The organism is Parasphingopyxis sp., from assembly GCF_052168295.1.
Taxonomy (GTDB): domain Bacteria; phylum Pseudomonadota; class Alphaproteobacteria; order Sphingomonadales; family Sphingomonadaceae; genus Parasphingopyxis.
Window position 1 is genome coordinate 85,911 of record NZ_JBQLZN010000077.1, and the last position, 16,738, is coordinate 102,648.

The 16,738-nt window shown below is 65.0% G+C and carries 17 protein-coding genes; 10 read left to right on the plus strand and 7 right to left on the minus strand.

From position 1 onward, the window contains the following. The first annotated feature begins 2 nt into the window (after window positions 1-2). The 7 genes from bchY (at window position 3) to pufC (ending at window position 6,541) form a co-directional block, all read left to right on the plus strand. A complete protein-coding gene (gene bchY / locus ACTS1Z_RS12355) occupies window positions 3-1,550 on the plus strand; it encodes a chlorophyllide a reductase subunit Y (RefSeq protein WP_442624774.1) in 1,548 nt (515 codons plus the stop codon). Further along, complete coding sequence (gene bchZ / locus ACTS1Z_RS12360; RefSeq protein ID WP_442624775.1) at window positions 1,547-3,007, plus strand: chlorophyllide a reductase subunit Z; 1,461 nt, start codon at window positions 1,547-1,549, stop codon at window positions 3,005-3,007. Before bchY ends, bchZ begins: the two co-directional genes overlap by 4 nt. Before the next feature lie 123 nt (window positions 3,008-3,130). Next, on the plus strand, window positions 3,131-3,289 hold the full coding sequence (pufB, locus tag ACTS1Z_RS12365) for a light-harvesting antenna LH1, beta subunit (RefSeq protein WP_442624776.1): 159 nt from the start codon (window positions 3,131-3,133) through the stop codon (window positions 3,287-3,289). 45 nt (window positions 3,290-3,334) lie between these two features. Next, window positions 3,335-3,520, plus strand: a complete 186-nt coding sequence (gene pufA / locus ACTS1Z_RS12370) for a light-harvesting antenna LH1, alpha subunit (RefSeq protein ID WP_442624777.1) — start codon at window positions 3,335-3,337, stop codon at window positions 3,518-3,520. A gap of 101 nt (window positions 3,521-3,621) precedes the next feature. Further along, window positions 3,622-4,446: a photosynthetic reaction center subunit L gene (gene pufL / locus ACTS1Z_RS12375; protein WP_442624778.1), complete on the plus strand. Its 825-nt coding sequence runs from the start codon at window positions 3,622-3,624 to the stop codon at window positions 4,444-4,446. Window positions 4,447-4,460: 14 nt separating this feature from the next. Then, on the plus strand, window positions 4,461-5,435 hold the full coding sequence (pufM, locus tag ACTS1Z_RS12380) for a photosynthetic reaction center subunit M (RefSeq protein WP_442624779.1): 975 nt from the start codon (window positions 4,461-4,463) through the stop codon (window positions 5,433-5,435). After that, a complete protein-coding gene (gene pufC / locus ACTS1Z_RS12385; RefSeq protein ID WP_442624780.1) occupies window positions 5,432-6,541 on the plus strand; it encodes a photosynthetic reaction center cytochrome PufC in 1,110 nt (369 codons plus the stop codon). The genes pufM and pufC overlap by 4 nt, the downstream gene beginning before the upstream one ends. Window positions 6,542-6,580: 39 nt before the next feature. On the opposite strand, the gene ACTS1Z_RS12390 is transcribed toward pufC, so the two are convergent. The 7 genes from ACTS1Z_RS12390 to ACTS1Z_RS12420 form a co-directional block, all read right to left on the minus strand. After that, window positions 6,581-6,838 carry a hypothetical protein gene (locus ACTS1Z_RS12390; RefSeq protein ID WP_442624782.1) on the minus strand — a complete coding sequence of 86 codons (258 nt, stop codon included), beginning with the start codon at window positions 6,836-6,838 and terminating at the stop codon, window positions 6,581-6,583. A gap of 3 nt (window positions 6,839-6,841) precedes the next feature. Further along, a complete protein-coding gene (locus tag ACTS1Z_RS12395; RefSeq protein WP_442624783.1) occupies window positions 6,842-7,300 on the minus strand; it encodes a TspO/MBR family protein in 459 nt (152 codons plus the stop codon). A gap of 20 nt (window positions 7,301-7,320) precedes the next feature. Beyond that, window positions 7,321-8,517 carry a geranylgeranyl diphosphate reductase gene (locus ACTS1Z_RS12400; protein WP_442624784.1) on the minus strand — a complete coding sequence of 399 codons (1,197 nt, stop codon included), beginning with the start codon at window positions 8,515-8,517 and terminating at the stop codon, window positions 7,321-7,323. Beyond that, window positions 8,514-9,830, minus strand: a complete 1,317-nt coding sequence (locus tag ACTS1Z_RS12405; protein WP_442624785.1) for a BCD family MFS transporter — start codon at window positions 9,828-9,830, stop codon at window positions 8,514-8,516. Before ACTS1Z_RS12405 ends, ACTS1Z_RS12400 begins: the two co-directional genes overlap by 4 nt. Further along, a complete protein-coding gene (gene chlG, locus ACTS1Z_RS12410; protein ID WP_442624786.1) occupies window positions 9,830-10,732 on the minus strand; it encodes a chlorophyll synthase ChlG in 903 nt (300 codons plus the stop codon). The genes ACTS1Z_RS12405 and chlG overlap by 1 nt, the downstream gene beginning before the upstream one ends. Window positions 10,733-10,806: 74 nt before the next feature. Continuing rightward, window positions 10,807-12,231: a transcriptional regulator PpsR gene (ppsR, locus tag ACTS1Z_RS12415; RefSeq protein ID WP_442624787.1), complete on the minus strand. Its 1,425-nt coding sequence runs from the start codon at window positions 12,229-12,231 to the stop codon at window positions 10,807-10,809. Window positions 12,232-12,247: 16 nt separating this feature from the next. After that, the gene (locus tag ACTS1Z_RS12420) at window positions 12,248-13,147 is read right to left on the minus strand and encodes a cobalamin B12-binding domain-containing protein (RefSeq protein WP_442624788.1); all 900 of its coding nucleotides are present in this window, start codon (window positions 13,145-13,147) and stop codon (window positions 12,248-12,250) included. A gap of 220 nt (window positions 13,148-13,367) precedes the next feature. Here ACTS1Z_RS12420 and bchF point away from each other — a divergent pair, with 220 nt between their 5' ends. From bchF to bchB, 3 genes are all read left to right on the plus strand, one after another. Further along, complete coding sequence (gene bchF / locus ACTS1Z_RS12425; protein ID WP_442624789.1) at window positions 13,368-13,895, plus strand: 2-vinyl bacteriochlorophyllide hydratase; 528 nt, start codon at window positions 13,368-13,370, stop codon at window positions 13,893-13,895. Continuing rightward, window positions 13,892-15,187, plus strand: coding sequence for a ferredoxin:protochlorophyllide reductase (ATP-dependent) subunit N (locus ACTS1Z_RS12430; protein ID WP_442624790.1), 1,296 nt, complete (start codon window positions 13,892-13,894; stop codon window positions 15,185-15,187). The genes bchF and ACTS1Z_RS12430 overlap by 4 nt, the downstream gene beginning before the upstream one ends. Before the next feature lie 2 nt (window positions 15,188-15,189). Next, the coding region (gene bchB, locus ACTS1Z_RS12435) for a ferredoxin:protochlorophyllide reductase (ATP-dependent) subunit B (protein ID WP_442624791.1) at window positions 15,190-16,738 on the plus strand (1,549 nt) is incomplete at its 3' end.

The window sequence follows — 16,738 nt, forward strand, 5'->3', positions numbered from 1 at the left end:
GGATGACCGACTTCGCCGCCCCTGACCTTGATGGCGATGTGGAGCGCGCGCCCGACCGGATCGATATCGATCCGGGGGATGGCGGCAGCGGCTGTCACGGCGGAGCGGAGACGATGCGCGAAGCCGCGAAGAAGGCCGGCAAGAGCGAGATTCTGGATCGCTATGAACAGGACTATCCGCAAGGCCCGCACGATCAGCCGCAGAGCATGTGCCCGGCCTTCGGATCCTTGCGCGTGGGCCTCCGCATGCGGCGGACGGCGACCGTACTCTCGGGCAGCGCCTGCTGCGTCTACGGCCTGACCTTCACCTCGCATTTCTACGGCGCACGGCGGACGGTCGGCTATGTGCCGTTCAGTTCGGAAACGCTCGTCACCGGGAAACTGTTCGAGGACATTAAGGAGGCCGTCGAAGGCCTCGCCGATCCGGAGAAATATGACACGATCGTCGTCACCAATCTGTGCGTGCCGACGGCGAGCGGCGTACCGCTCCGCCTGCTCCCCGACGAGATCAACGGGGTGCGGATTGTTGGCATAGACGTTCCGGGCTTTGGCGTTCCGACCCATGCCGAGGCCAAGGACGTGCTGGCGGGCGCGATGCTGGCCTATGCGCGCGGCGAGGCCGAGCAGGGCCCCGTTGCGGCGCCCAAGGAACGGCCCGACCGGCCGACGGTGACTCTCCTTGGCGAGATGTTCCCCGCCGACCCGGTCGGCATCGGGCAAATGCTCGAACCGCTCGGCCTTGCGGCCGGCCCGGTCGTCCCGACGCGGGAGTGGCGCGAACTCTATTCGGCGCTCGATTGCGCAGTCGTGGCCGCGATCCATCCTTTCTACACGGCGAGCATCCGCGAATTCGATGCTGCCGGCCGCCCCGTGATCGGCTCCGCGCCGGTCGGGCGCGACGGCACGGCGGCCTGGCTCGATGCGGTCGGTGCGGCGTGCGGCGTCGCGCAGGACAAGGTCGATACGGCGAAGAATGCGATGCTGCCGGCGATCGAGGGTGCGCTCGGCGCGATGCCGATCGACGGGCGCATCACCGTGTCCGGTTATGAAGGGTCCGAATTGCTGGTCGCGCGGCTGTTGATCGAGAGCGGTGCCGATGTGCCCTATGTCGGCACGGCCTGCCCCAAAACTCCCTGGTCCGAGCCGGATCGCGACTGGCTCGAATCCAAAGGGGTGACGGTCAACTACCGCGCGAGTCTGGAAGAGGATATCGCGGCGGTCGAGGAGCATGGGCCGGATCTCGCGATCGGCACGACGCCGGTCGTGCAGCACGCCAAGGCCAAGGCGACGCCGGCGCTCTATTTCACCAACCTGATTTCGGCCCGCCCGCTGATGGGTCCGGCCGGTGCGGGCAGCCTTGCCCACGTCGTCAATGCGGCGCTCGCCAACAAAGAGCGCTTCGACCGGATGGAGGAATTTTTCGAAGGCGTCGGCGAAGGGCATGCTGCCGGGGTCTGGGAAGATACGCCGACCGACCGGCCGAAATTCAAGAAGAAATATGCCGCGCAAAATGCCGCTGCCGCCAATGCCGCGGAGGCGGTGGGCTCATGACGCTGATCCTCGATCACGATCGGGCCGGCGGCTATTGGGGCGCGGTCTACGCCTTTACCGCGGTGAAGGGCCTGCAGGTCGTCATTGACGGGCCGGTCGGCTGCGAAAATCTGCCGGTAACGTCCGTGCTGCATTATACCGACGGCCTGCCGCCGCATGAGCTGCCGATCGTCGTCACCGGGCTGGCCGAAGAGGAACTCGGCAAGACGGGCACCGAGGGCGCGATGAAGCGCGCCTGGAAAACGCTCGATCCCGATCTCCCCGCGGTGGTCGTCACCGGATCGATCGCCGAGATGATCGGCGGCGGGGTGACGCCCGAGGGCACCAGTATCAAACGCTTCCTGCCGCGCACGATCGACGAGGATCAGTGGCAGTCCGAAGACCGCGCCTTGAGCTGGCTGTGGACCGAGTTCGGTCCGAAGAAGATACCCAAGCCCAAAGTTTTGAAAGACGGCGAGAAGCCCAAGGTCAATATCATTGGCCCGAGCTACGGCATGTTCAACATGCCCTCCGACCTCGCCGAGATCCGCAGGTTGATCGAAGGGATCGGCGCCGAGGTGAACATGGTCTTCCCGCTCGGCAGCCATCTCGCCGATATCCGCCAGCTCGCCAATGCGAGCGTCAATGTTTGCATGTATCGCGAGTTCGGCCGCAATCTGTGCGAGCTGCTCGAACGGCCCTATCTGCAGGCGCCGGTCGGCCTGGATTCGACGACCAGGTTCCTGCGCGAACTGGGCGAACAGACGGGGCTCGACCCCGAACCCTTTATCGAGCGCGAAAAGCATACGACGATCAAGCCGCTCTGGGATCTCTGGCGCTCGGTCACCCAGGATTTCTTCGGCACCGCCAGTTTCGGGATTGTCGCCAACGAGACCTATGCGCGGGGCATCCGCAAATTCCTCGAAGACGATATGGGCCTGCCGTGCAATTTCGCGTTCAGCCGCACGGCTGGCGTGAAGCCGAAAAATGACGAGGTGCGCGAGGCGATCCACACCAACCCACCGCTTGTCCTGTTCGGCAGCTACAACGAGCGCATGTATCTGGCCGAGGCCGGCTCATCGGGACACGGGCCGAGCGGCCAGTTCATTCCCGCGAGCTTCCCCGGCGCGGCGATCCGCCGCCATACGGGCACGCCCTTCATGGGCTATGCCGGGGCGACCTATCTCGTGCAGGAAGTGTGCAACGCGCTGTTCGACGCGCTGTTCCACATCCTTCCGCTCTCGACCGAACTGGACAAGACCGAGGCGACGCCCGCGCGCCGCCACGACGAACTGCCCTGGGATGCCGATGCCAAGGCGAAGCTCGACGCGCTGGTCGAAGCCCAGCCCGTGCTCGTCCGCATCTCGGCCGCCAAACGCTTGCGCGACGCCGCCGAACGGGCCGCGCGCCGCGCCGGAGAAACCCGCGTCACCGCCGACAGGCTGGCCGACACTCTCATGGAAGGACAGGCCGCATGAGCGCCATCCAGACATCCGCCCGGCCGCCGCCGGGCCACGAAATTCCCGCGGGAGACCGTGGGGATACCGCCGGGAGGCGCGTGCCGCGCCTCGCATTCAAGAGGCAATTTTGGAGATGGAGTTATGACTGAGAATAGTGACGACCGCTTCGGTCCGGGGACATATCTGACCCCCGAAGAAGCCAAGGAATTCCACAAGATTTTCGTGGGGAATTTCATCGCGTTCACGATCATCGCGCTGATCGCGCACCTGCTCGTCTGGATGTGGAAACCCTGGTTCTAGGGGCCGGCGCAGACTGAACGCATATCTTTAATACGGAGACTCAAAATGTGGAGAACCTGGTTAATCTTCGATCCGCGCAGAGCGCTGGTCGCATTGTTCGTGTTCCTGTTCGTGCTGGCGATCATCATTCATTTCATCCTGCTCAGCACGGATAAATATAACTGGATCGACGGCGGCGCAGCCGCCGCGGCTGAAACCGCCGCTGTTACCGAAACGGTAACGAGAACCTGATCCAGGCCTCTGCGAGAGGGCGCGGCAGGATTGCCGCGCGCCTCCCGCGGTTGAAACAATAATGACTAACCTGCCGGCAACGGCGGGCGGAGGGTAGTGCCATGGCGCTGTTGAGCTTCGAACGAAAATATCGGGTACGGGGAGGCACGCTGATCGGCGGCGACCTGTTCGATTTCTGGGTCGGCCCATTCTATGTCGGTTTCTTCGGGGTGACGACGGCCCTGTTCTCGATCCTCGGAACGGCGCTCATATTCTATGACGCCTCGCAGGGGGCGACCTGGAATCCCTGGCTGATATCCATCGAACCGCCGGATCTCAGCTACGGCCTCGGCCTTGCGCCGCTCAGCGAGGGGGGCTTCTGGCAGATCATCACCTTCTGCGCGATCGGTGCTTTCGTGTCCTGGGCATTGAGAGAAGTCGAGATATGCCGGAAACTCGGCATCGGCTATCATGTGCCCTTCGCGTTCGGCGTCGCGATCTTCGCCTATGTGTCGCTGGTCGTGATCCGGCCGTTATTGCTCGGCGCTTGGGGGCATGGCTTCCCCTACGGGATATTTAGCCATCTCGATTGGGTTTCGAACGTCGGCTATCAATATCTGCACTTCCACTACAATCCCGCGCACATGATCGCGGTGTCCTTCTTCTTCACCACGACCTTCGCGCTCGCGCTGCACGGTTCACTGATCCTGTCGGCGGTCAATCCGGGCAAGGACGAGGAAGTGAAGACGCCCGAATATGAAGACACATTCTTCCGCGATCTGATCGGCTATTCGATCGGCACGCTCGGCATCCACCGGCTCGGCCTGTTGCTGGCGCTCAACGCCGGTTTCTGGAGCGCGATCTGCATCATCATTTCCGGCCCGCTATGGACGCGCGGCTGGCCCGAATGGTGGACCTGGTGGCTCAACCTGCCGATCTGGTCCTGAAGGAGATTTGAACGATGGCCCGCTATCAAAACATCTTCACCCAGGTCCAGCTCAGGGCGGAGCCCGAAATGGGCGTGCCGCTTCCCGCCGGCAGCGAACGCCGGGTCGAGGAAACCTTCGTCAACTATTGGGCCGGCAAGATCGGCCAGGCGCAGATCGGTCCGATCTATCTCGGCTGGGCCGGCGTCGCCTCGCTCGTATTCGGTTTCATCTGGTTTGAGATCGTCGGGCTCAACATGCTCGCATCGGTGGACTGGGATCCGGTCCAGTTCGTCCGCCAGTTCTTCTGGCTCGCGCTCGAACCGCCGGGCCCCGAATATGGCTTCAGCCCGTTCGTGCCATTGGGTGAGGGCGGCTGGTGGATTATCGCCGGCTTCTGCCTGACGGCGTCGCTGCTGCTCTGGTGGGTACGCACCTATACCCGCGCCAAGGCGCTCGGCATGGGCCTGCATGTGTCCTGGGCCTTCCTCAGCGCGATCTGGCTGTTCCTCGTGCTCGGTTTCATCCGGCCCTTCTTCATGGGGAGCTGGGCCGAAGCCGTGCCGTTCGGCATCTTCCCGCACCTCGATTGGACCGCGGCCTTCTCGATCCGCTACGGCAACCTCTTCTACAACCCGTTCCACGCGCTCTCGATCGTCTTCCTCTACGGCTCGACGCTCCTGTTCGCGATGCACGGCGCGACGATCCTCGCGGTCGGCCGCTATGGCGGTGAGCGCGAGCTCGAACAGATCACCGATCGCGGGACAGCCTCCGAACGCGCGGCGCTCTTCTGGCGCTGGACCATGGGCTTCAACGCGACGATGGAATCGATCCATCGCTGGGCCTGGTGGTTCGCGGTGCTGACGACGCTCACGGGCGGTATCGGCATCCTGTTGACCGGAACGGTGGTCGACAACTGGTATCTCTGGGCACAGCAGCATGGCTATGCCCCGGCCTATCCGGACACCGGCGTGGCCGATCCTTCTGCAACCGGGAGCATGACACAATGATGAAAGCGCATCATATCATCGCGGTCGCGCTGGCGCCCCTCGTGCTCGCCGGCTGCGAACTCGGCAGCAAGGAAGTGACCCAGACCGGTTATCGCGGAACAGGCATGGCCGAGATCGACGTGGTCGATGCCTCGGCCATCGGCGATGAGGTGCCCGCACCGCCTTACGAGCTGCCCGAAGCCAGCGGCCCCACGGCCGGCGAGGTTTATGAAAATGTTCAGGTGCTCTCCAATGTCAGCGTCGAGGAATTCGATTATCTGATGGCGGCGATCACCGAATGGGTCGTGCCCGAGGATGTCGCCGATCCGGCGCGCGCCGGCTGCAACTATTGCCACAACCCGGCCAATCTCGCCTCGGACGAAATCTATACCAAGGGCGTGTCCCGGCGCATGATCCAGATGACGCAGACGATCAATGCCGACTGGTCCAACCATGTCCAGCAAACCGGCGTGACCTGCTGGACCTGCCATCGCGGCAACGCGGTGCCCGAAGCGGTTTGGACGATGCCGGCGGCGGAGCGGCGGGTCTTCGCCGGCCGGCGCAATTCGCAGAATGCGCCCGATCCCAACACGGCCTATGCCTCGCTGCCGACCGACAGCATCGCCCGCTTCTTCGCGAGCGATGCCGGCGAGCCGCAGAATATCGGCGTCGCCTCGAGCGGCATGCATCCGAGTGCCGACAACCGCGTCACGACGATGGAAACCGAGCATACCTATGCGCTGATGATGCATCTGTCGCAGGCGCTCGGCGTCAATTGCACCCATTGCCACAACACACAGTCGTTCCGCGAATGGTCGCTGAGCAGCGAGCAGCGGCGGACGTCTTGGTTCGGGATCCGCATGGTGCGGAATATCAACGACGCCTATATCACGCCGCTGACCCCGGTCTTCCCCGCGAACCGGCTGGGGCCGGAGGGCGATCCGTACAAGGTGAACTGCGTTACATGCCATCAGGGCCAGGCGCGTCCGCTGGGCGGGGTGGCGATGGTCGCCGATTATCCGGCGCTGCGCTTCACGGCGGCGCCCGCAGCACCGCCCGAGGATGTCGAGGAATTGCTCGAAGATCCGGAGATCGTGGAACAGGAGATCGCATCGCGCGGCCAGTGACGCGGCACGACCGTGTCGCCCGGCCTGCTTGAGCGGGCGCTATTGCCTGCGCAGCATGCCGCGCCGGGCGAGATCCCAGAGATGGACGGGCAATGCCGCGGCGAGCGGCAGGGCGATCCACGGCCATTCGGCACCCGTAAGCGCGGCGCGCAGTCCCAGCACGATCAATACGGCCGGTAGCAGCGTCGCCGCGATATCGGCGGTCGCGTGGCCGCGCGCGATCAGCCAGATCGCCTCGATTAGCAGTATCGCGAGAATGATGTCGGCGGCATGGCCGCTGGCGAAGAGCGTCTCCACCGCTCAGCCAAACGGGCCGTTAAGCTGGACGACTTCCCAGTTGAGCATGCCCGCGACCGTGACCCAGGCGAGATAGGGCAGGAGCAGGATTGCCGCGAGCTTCGAATAGCGGGCGCAGACGACGATCAGCACCACGATCGAAATCCATAGCGCGACGAGTTCGATCAGTGCCCAGTCGGGCCGCTGCGCGCGGAAGAAGAGCAGGCTCCACAATATATTGAGAAAACCGTTGAGCGCGAACAGGCCGATCAGCATGTCCGAGGCCTGCGTCGTCGGCGTCCTGCGCCAGGCCGTGACGCCGGCAAGCGCGATCAATGCGAAGATCGTCGTCCAGGCCATGCCGTAGACATAGTCGGGCGGCGCCCAGCCCGGCTGTTCGAGCGTGCGGTACCAGCCATCGAGATCGGTGATCGTGGCGCCGAGAAAGGCGATCAGGGCTGCCGCCAATGCTGCCACGAGCATTGGCGGTATCCAGGCGCGGCTCACCGTTCGACCTTGCCCAGGCCGATCAGATGGCCGAGATCCTTGAAGAATATGCGGACATGTGCGGCTGGCTTCGCGCGCACCAGCTTCTTGTTCATATAGGCCTCCCACGTCAGATGCTGCACGTCCGGGTCCGCACAAATCTTGACGAACCGCTCGCGCCGCTTGTCGCTGCTGTACCAGAAATATTGCATGATACCGAGTATCCAGAACACCCGGCCATGCGCGCGCATGAATTGCTTGCGGGCCTGTTTCAGTGCCTTGGGATTGCCGCTTTCGAGAAATGCGCCGACGGCATTGGCGGCCAGCCGCCCGCAGGTCATCGCATAATAGATGCCTTCGCCCGAGGCCGGCGCCACGACGCCCGCCGCATCGCCGGCCACGACGAGGTCGCGGCCATTGTCCCAGCGTTTCAATGGCTTGAGCGGGATCGGCGCGCCTTCCTCGCGGATCGTCTTGCTGGCGCTCAGCCCCGTGCTTTCGCGCATGTCCTGCACCGCGCCGCGCAGCGAAAAGCCCTTGTTCGCGCTGCCCACGCCGACGCTGGCCGTCTCGCCATGCGGGAATATCCAGGCGTAGAAATCGGGCGACAGCTTGTCCTGATAGAAAACGTCGCAGCGCTTGCCGTCGAAGCCTTCGGGCGTGCTCGGCGGCGACTCGATGACCTCGTGATAGGCGAAGACGCAGGGCACGCGCTCGGCCCCGTCCAGATTCTGCTGCGCGACCTTGGAGCGCGCGCCGTCCGCCCCGATTACCGCGCGGGTGCGGACGCGCTTGAGATCGCCGCCGCGTTCTTCGCGATAGCAGACGGTGGCGACGCCTTCTTCGTCGCGATCGATATGATCGAAGGTGCCGGTGACGCGCGTCGCACCCTGCGCCGCTGCGCGCTCGCGGAGCCACTCGTCGAAAACGTCGCGGTCGACCATGCCGACAAAGCCGTCGCCGACCGGCATGTCGACCGAGCGGCCCGACGGCGCGATCATCCGCGCCGCGCTTGCTTTGCCGACGAGGATGCTGTGCGGGATTTCGAACTCTTCGAGCAATTTGGGCGGTACGGCCCCGCCGCACGGTTTGATCCGCCCAGCCCGGTCGAGCAGCATGACCTTGCGGCCCGCCTTGGCGAGATCGGTCGCGGCCGTCGCGCCCGAAGGCCCGCCGCCGACGACCACGGCGTCGTAGATCGTTTCTTCACTCATAACGTCTTCGCCATCCCGAGGGGTGTCTTGCGCGCGGCCGTCGCCTGGATCGCGAGCATCGCGGCGACGACGAACAGGCCCGCCTCGAACGCGAAGATCAGCTGGAAGGCCGGGCCGTCGATGCCGATCGCGGAGCGCGCGATATCGACGCCGATCGCGCCGGTCAGCCCGCCGAGGCCGAAGGCGATGGCCTGTGATGCGCCCCAGACTCCCATCCGCACGCCTTCCTTCGCCTTGGTGCCGGCGCCAGCCAGCCCCATCATCGCGCCGATGGCGGCGACGGCGAACACGCCGTTCGCAAAGCCGAGCAGGAAGACATTGGCCCGGAGCGGCCAGTCGCCGCCCGTGACCGCCGCCACGGCCAGTCCGGCCAGAGCGGCGGCGGAACCCAGACAGCCGCCCACGATCCAGCGCCGCAAATCGCTCGGCCGGCGCCCGCCGAACGCGCTGCCGCCCAGCCCGACCACGATCATGCCGAGCAGCACGCCGCCATGCTGGACGCCCGAAAGCTGGGTCGATTCACCGGGCGTCATTTCGAACACGAGGCCGGCGAACGGTTCGAGTATCAGGTCCTGCATCGAATAGGCGAGCATCGAGACGAAGACGAAAATGGTGAAGCGCCGGGCTTCGAAATCTGCCAGTATCTCGCGCAACGCTTCGCCAAAGCTTGCGGTTTCCTGCGGTTCGTCTGCCGGCTTTGCGACCGGCTGCGCGACCATGCGCCGCTCAAGCCCGGCCAGCGCGAGCAGTGGCAGGATGAAGGCGGCGAGTGCGACGCCCGTGCCGACGATCGCCAGCCGCTGTTCGGAAAAGGGATCGAGCAGCGCGCCCGCCGTCGCTGCGGCAACGACGATGCCGGCGATCATCATGATCCAGGTCAGCGCCGCCGCCGCCGCGCGCCGCTCGGGCGCGACCCCGGCGGCTAGCAGGGCGAGCAGCGAGGTGCCCGCCGCGCCGACCCCGGCACCGATCATTGTGAAGGCGAGCACGGCCAATGTGCCACCGAAGACGGGGCTGCCCGCGATCAGCATCGACGCGTTGATCGCGATGATCGCGCCCAATGCGAGTATGCCCATACCGCCGATGATCCAGGGCGTGCGCATATTGCCCTTGTCAGAGCCATAGCCCCAGAGCGGCCGGGACAGCTGGACCGCATAGTGCCAGGCGACAAGCCCGGCGGGGATTGCAGCGACCAGACCATATTCGACGACCATGACGCGATTGAGCAAGGATGTCGCGAGCATCACGATCGCGCCGATCGATGCCTGGACGAGCCCTAGCCTGACGATCGAGAGCCAGCCGAGCCCACCCATCAGATATAGCCGCCCAGGCCAAGCGCGGCGGCCAGCATGCCGAGCACGTAGAGCGTCACGCCGGTCGCGCTGTACCAGGGCGTATGGCGTTTGGGATCGGACAATAGGCGCGGCATCAGTGCGAACTGCGCCAACAGCAGGATCGTGACCGCCCCCGCCGATATCGTATGGCCCCAATAGAAGAGCAGGGCGATGACTGCGACCTGCGGCAGCGCCATGACCGTACAGGCGAAGCGCGCCGCGCGCGCGACGCCCATCGTCACCGGCAGCGATTTCAACCCCATCTCGCGATCGCCCTCGACCGCCTTGAAATCGTTCAGCGTCATGATGCCGTGCGCGCCGAGGCTGTAGAGCGCGAGAATGGCGAGTATCTCGAAGCCGGGCAGCGCCCCGATCATGATCGCGGCGCCCGTGAACCAGGCGAGCCCTTCATAGCTCAGCGCGACGACCGCCGGGCCCGTCCAGCCGCTCGTCTTCAGCCGGAAGGGCGGCGCGCTATAGGCCCAGGCGCAGGCGAGGCCGACACAGGTCGCGACGAAAATCCAGAAACCCGTGGCGAGCGCGACGAGCATCGAGATGACCGTGCCGGCGATCGCGACATAGAGGCCCCAGCGTCCGCCGACGCGCCCCGAGGGGATCGGCCGGTCGGGCTCGTTGATCGCATCGACATGCCGGTCGAACCAGTCGTTCACCGCCTGGCTCGTGCCGCAGACGAGCGGCCCGGTGAGCGCGATGCCGGCGACGAGAAATGCCCAGCGGTCGGTAACGGAAACGCCCGACGAAACGACGCCGCACATAAAGGCCCACATCGGCGGAAACCATGTGATCGGCTTGAGCAGTTCGACGACGTCCGACACCGCCGGGGGCGGCGCGGAGCGGGTCGAAGCGGCCATTCGGGACATACAGTCAGGCTATGTCTGACAGGCAGGGGCGTCAATATATTTTGACACTTCCGGGCCGCTATTCGCCGCGCGGATTACTCTTTTTGGGACACGAGGTTGCCGAGCCCGTAGCGATGCAGCTTGGAGTAGAGGCTCTGACGGCTGAGGCCGAGAATTTCGGCGGCCGATGCGCGATTGTCCGAGGTGTGGATCAGCGCCGCCTCGATGCACAGCCGCTCGATCAGGTCGGTACTTTCGCGGACGATCTCCTTGAGCGACGTCCGCCCGACCAGTTCGGTCAGCTGTTCGACGGAGCGGGGCAGATGGTGCGGCGCCTTGGACAGGCTTCTGAGGCGGCGGCCGACGAGCCGGATGCTGAAACCGTAATATTCGCCATCCTCGCTGGTCTGGACGGCCGACACTTCGACCTCTTCCTCGCTGCCGCCCGTCGAACGGATGATCGTGCCGACATTGCGCGCGACGCCATGGTTGCTGAGCTGGGTCCGAATAAGATCGAGATCGACACCCGGGCGGCCCAGATAGTCGTCGAGCGCGGTGCTGCGCAGCTGATCGAGCGTCGCCGCGCCCGCCATCTCGAGAAAGGCCGCATTGGCCGCGACGATATTCATGTCCGCATCCGCGATCACGAACGCGTCGGGCATGCGGTTGAGAATGTCGAGCACCGGGGCGCCGCCGACCTGCTCGTCGATCGGCTTGGCCGCCGATGTCAACCGGACCAGCATGTAGAGCGTGCCGTCCTGCCGGAAGCCCGTCGCGGAAAGGCTGGTTTCCGCATCGGAATTCGCAAGCTCGAGCGTTATCGGTGCCGGCGCGACGGCCGCCATCGCCGAGCCGAGATGGCGCGTAAGCGTATCGCGTGCGCCGCTTGCGAAGAGCCCCGAGAGCGCGCGGCCGGTAAGGCTGCCCGGCTTGGCGTCTGCGATCTCATGGGCGGCCATATTGGCTTCGCGGATCCGCCCGGTCATCGCTTCGACGATCAGGATCGGATCGGGCGTCATTTCGAACAGCAGGCGATAGCGCGATTCCGCCTGGCGCAGCCGCATATAGTCGCGCTCGAGCGACTGCTGCGCCTGGAGCAGGCGCTGCTGAAGCGCCGCCGCGTCTCTCATGTCGCGCCCGAGCGCCAACAGGCGCTTTTTGTCGGCAAGCCCGACGAGCAGGTAGCGCACCGGTATGTCGAGGCCGTCTGCCGGATGGTTGACCTGCCGCCAGTGCTGCGTCTCGCCGTTGCGGGCGGCTTCGATCATCTCTTCGATTTTCGGCTGCGATTCGACGGTCACCGTATCGGCCCATTTTTTGCCGATCCATTCGCCGAGTTCGGGGAAGCCCTGCACGCTCGCCGAGGCGTCGACGATCTTGCCCTTGGCATCGAGGATGATGGCGATGTCGCCGCCGGCCATGGCGAGCCTCGCCGCGGCTTCGCTGTCCAGCGCTTTCAGGATCGCTTCAGGCTTTGCGAAAGCCTGTTTGTTTTCGAGAGCATCTCTCGGATTCAACACCGAACCATCCCTTCGACTAGCGCGATAGAGCCCCCTGGGGTGCAAAATCGGCAACCAGTTCGTCAGCGACCTCAATAGCAGTACGGGCGTTCGTGGCCGTTCCGTCCGCCCCGGCGGCCTCGGCCAGTCCGGGGTTTTCGTTGGGCACGCGTCCGCCGATCAGGATCCGGATATCCGCATTTTTCGATGCGTTACGCAGCATCCCGATCAAATTTGGAAGCGGCTCGATATGGCAGTCGCAACTGATCGTCAATCCGAGCAGATCGAATACGCGTTCGCCGAGCCGGTCGACGAGCGCTTCCTGTTCGCCGCTCGTCAGCAAATCCGTGTCCCAGCCCGCGCGGGAGAAACATTCCTCGACCATCATCGTACCGAAACTGTGCTGCTCGCCCGGCATCGAGGCGAAGAGGGCCGCGCGCGGCGCGAAGATACGTCCGGCGATGCTGGGTGTACGCGCGGCGATTTCGCGCATCACTTCCTGCAGCCGCCACAGGCCCATCGTGACCTCGACGAAATCGGCCTTGTCCTCTTCCCACAGCTCGCCGAGCCGGCGCGCGGACGGCGCGAGCAGGTCGACAAAAATGGTTTCGGGCGCAACGCCGCGCGAGAGAAACATTTCCACTTCGGTCAGCAATTCGCTGGCCTCCAGCGTAATCGGCAAGGCGGCGAACGCTGCGGCCTCGACTGGCGATATGCGTTCACCCTCATCGGCATCGCCGGGCAATGCATGGGCGGCGACCAGTCGCGGGATGATCTCGATCTGGATCAGCCGATCGATGCTGTCGGCGGACGGTTTTGGTTTGGTGGTCTTTTTGAGTTTGGCGCCGTTGCGGCGTCTGGAGTCGGTTTTGCTGTCGCTGTGACGATGTTTCGCCGGCTCAGTTTGCAGAGCGTTTTCGGTCCCTAGTGATGCCATTCAGACTCTCCCGGTCTGGTGGGTTTATCCCATACCCAACTCGGAGCCCGGTCATCATTTTTGCTCTCGCGACTCTGTTCTCCGGGACAAAGGCTATGCGCTTTTTTGTACGCTGGCAAATCGCCATCTGTCAACTAAATTTGACGTCAAGCTATATTGACACATGGCCCGTTCGAGTCGTAGCTTGTGGACAAGCCAGCGGAGGTTTGAACGCAGAGAAATGGCAGGGGATATCGTCTCGCCCGGGAGCGGCAGCCGTAACGGCGGTCACCGGAGGCAAGGCAGGCCACTCTACACCGAAGAGGAGCGCCGCCGCAGGGACGAGTCGGTCTGGACACTGGTTCAAGGCATCCTGGCCCCCATCCAGTTCGCGATATTCTTCGTCAGCCTCGGACTCGTGCTGCGCTATCTCGCGACCGGCGAGGGCGCCTTCGCCGCGGACGTCTCCATCGTCGCGAAAACGATCGCGCTCTACACGATCATGGTCACCGGCTCGATCTGGGAGAAAGAGGTGTTCGGCCGCTGGCTCTTCGCCCGCCCCTTCTTCTGGGAAGACGTATTCTCGATGCTCGTGCTGGCGCTGCACAGCGCCTATCTGGTGATGCTGTTCGCCGGGATCGGCAGCGTCGAGGCGCGGATGTTCGTCGCGCTCGCCGCCTATGCCGCCTATGTCGTCAATGCTGGACAGTTCCTCCTGAAGCTGCGCGCCGCGCGGCTCGCCGCGGCCGACCAGGCGGTGACGGCATGACGACGACGCTCGCCACTCGCCCCGCCTCTGGCCCCGCAAACGGGGCCGATTGCGCGCCCGTCCTGCGCGAACGCGGGCAGCGTGAAGTCTTTTGCGGGCTGACCGGCATCGTCTGGCTGCATCGCAAGATGCAGGACGCCTTCTTCCTCGTCGTCGGTTCGCGGACCTGCGCGCATCTGCTGCAATCGGCGGCGGGCGTGATGATCTTCGCCGAACCCCGCTTTGCAACCGCGATCATTGAGGAACGCGATCTCGCCGGCCTCGCCGACTGCAACGAGGAGCTCGACCGCGTGGTCGACCGGCTGCTCGCGCGCCGGCCGGAGATCAAGACGCTCTTCCTCGTCGGCAGCTGCCCGTCCGAAGTCATCAAGCTCGATCTCGCCAAGGCCAGCCAGCGGCTGGCTGCCAAACATGCGCCAGAGGTCCGCGTGCTCAACTATTCGGGGAGCGGCATCGAGACGACCTTTACGCAAGGCGAAGATGCCTGCCTCGCCTCGCTCGTGCCCGAAATGCCGGCGGGCGATCCGGCGGGTGCGAAAGAACTGCTGATCGTCGGCTCGCTGCCCGATATCGTGGAGGACCAGTTCCTCCGCATGTTCGCGGAACTCGGCATCGACCGCGTCGGCTGCCTGCCGGCGCGCGCCGCGGCGGACCTGCCGGCGGTCGGCCCGAACACCCGCTATCTGCTCGCCCAGCCTTTCCTCGGCGATACCGCGCGCGCACTCGAAGCCCGGGGCGCGGTTCGCCTCGATGCACTCTTCCCGTTCGGCGCGGAGGGCACCACCGCCTGGCTCAAGGCGGCGGCAGTCGAATTCGATGTCGACGAAATGGTCTTCAACCGGGTGGTCGCGCCCGGCCGCGAACGTGCGAAACGCGCGCTCGCCCATCACAAGGAGCGGCTCGAAGGCCGCCGTATCTTCTTCATGCCCGACTCGCAGCTCGAGGTTCCGCTGGCCCGTTTCCTCGCGACCGAGTTGGGCATGAACCCGATCGAGGTCGGCACCCCCTATCTCCATGCGCAGCATCTTGCGCAGGAGCTGGCGCTGCTTCCGCCGGAAACGCGGATCAGCGAAGGGCAGGATGTCGACAAGCAACTCGATCGGGTTCGCGAGGCCAAGCCCAATCTCACCGTGTGCGGGCTGGGCCTCGCCAATCCACTGGAGGCCGAGGGACTGTCGACCAAATGGGCGATCGAACTCGTCTTCTCGCCGATCCACGGCTTCGACCAGGCCGGGGATCTCGCCGAACTGTTCGCGCGGCCGCTCCGGCGCCGTGATGTGTTGAGGGTATAAAGATGCAGCTGGCCGTCTGGACTTATGAAGGACCGCCCCATGTGGGCGCGATGCGGGTCGCGACGGGCATGGAAGACGTGCACTATGTGCTCCATGCGCCGCAGGGCGATACCTATGCGGACCTGCTCTTCACGATGATCGAACGGCGCGACGAGCGGCCGCCCGTCACCTACACGACCTTCCAGGCGCGCGACCTGGGATCGGATACGGCGACGCTGTTCCAGGCGGCGGCGCGCGATGCCTATGCGCGGTTCGAACCGCAGGCGATGCTCGTCGGCGCCTCCTGCACGGCCGAGCTGATCCAGGACGATCCGGCCGGGCTCGCCGAGGCGATGGACCTGCCGGTGCCCGTAGTGCCGCTCGAACTCCCAAGCTATCAGCGCAAGGAAAACTGGGGCGCGTCGGAGACCTTCTACCAGATCGTCCGCCGGCTTGCCGATCAGGATGTGGCGCCCCCGGCGAAAGAGGGCCGCCGGCCTTCCGCCAACCTGCTCGGCCCGACCGCGCTCGGCTTCCGCCATCGCGACGATGTGCTCGAAATCGAACGGCTGCTCGACACGCTCGGCATCGACGTCAACATCGTCGCCCCGATGGGTGCGACGCCTGCCGATATCGCGACCATCGGCGCGGCGGACTTCAATATCGTGCTCTATCCGGAGATCGGCGACGAGGCCGCGCGCTGGCTCGAACGGACTTTCAAGCAGCCGGTCGTGCGGACTGTCCCCATCGGCGTCGGCGCGACGCGCGATTTCATCGCCGAGGTTGCCGAGCTTGCCGGTGTCGATCCGGCGCCAGCCATGGCCGAAGACGGATCGCGCATGCCCTGGTGGAGCCGCTCGATCGACTCGACCTATCTCACGGGCAAGCGCGTCTTCATCTTCGGCGATGCGACCCATGCCGTGGCCGCCGCCCGGGTCGCGCATGAAGAGCTCGGCTTCAAGGTCTGCGGGCTCGGCTGCTATAATCGCGAATTCGCACGCGAGGTCCGCGCCGCTGCCAAGCTCTACGATGTCGAGCCGCTGATCACCGACGATCATCTCGCGGTCGAGGACGCGATCGCCGAGGCCCAGCCAGAACTGGTGCTCGGCACGCAGATGGAGCGGCATATCGCGAAGCGGCTCGGCGTGCCCTGCGCGGTGATCTCCGCGCCCGTGCATGTCCAGGATTTTCCCGCGCGCCACAGCCCGCAAATGGGTTTTGAGGGCGCGAATGTGCTTTTCGACAGCTGGGTCCATCCGCTGGTGATGGGGCTGGAAGAACATCTGCTGACGATGTTCCGCGACGATTTCGAATTTTCGGACGAAGCAGGCGCCTCGCATCTCGGCCCCGGCCATGCCGCGCCGCCTGCCGCATCGAACGACGAAACGCCGGCGGCGACCGGCGAAGCGGCTGCCATCGCCTGGGCCGAGGATGCCGAGCGCGAGCTGAAAAAGATTCCGTTCTTCGTGCGTGGCAAGGCGCGCCGCAACACCGAATTGTTCGCGAGCGAGCAGGGCCGCGCGACGATCGATCTCGAAACCCTGTATGACGCGAAGGCGCATTATGCACGGT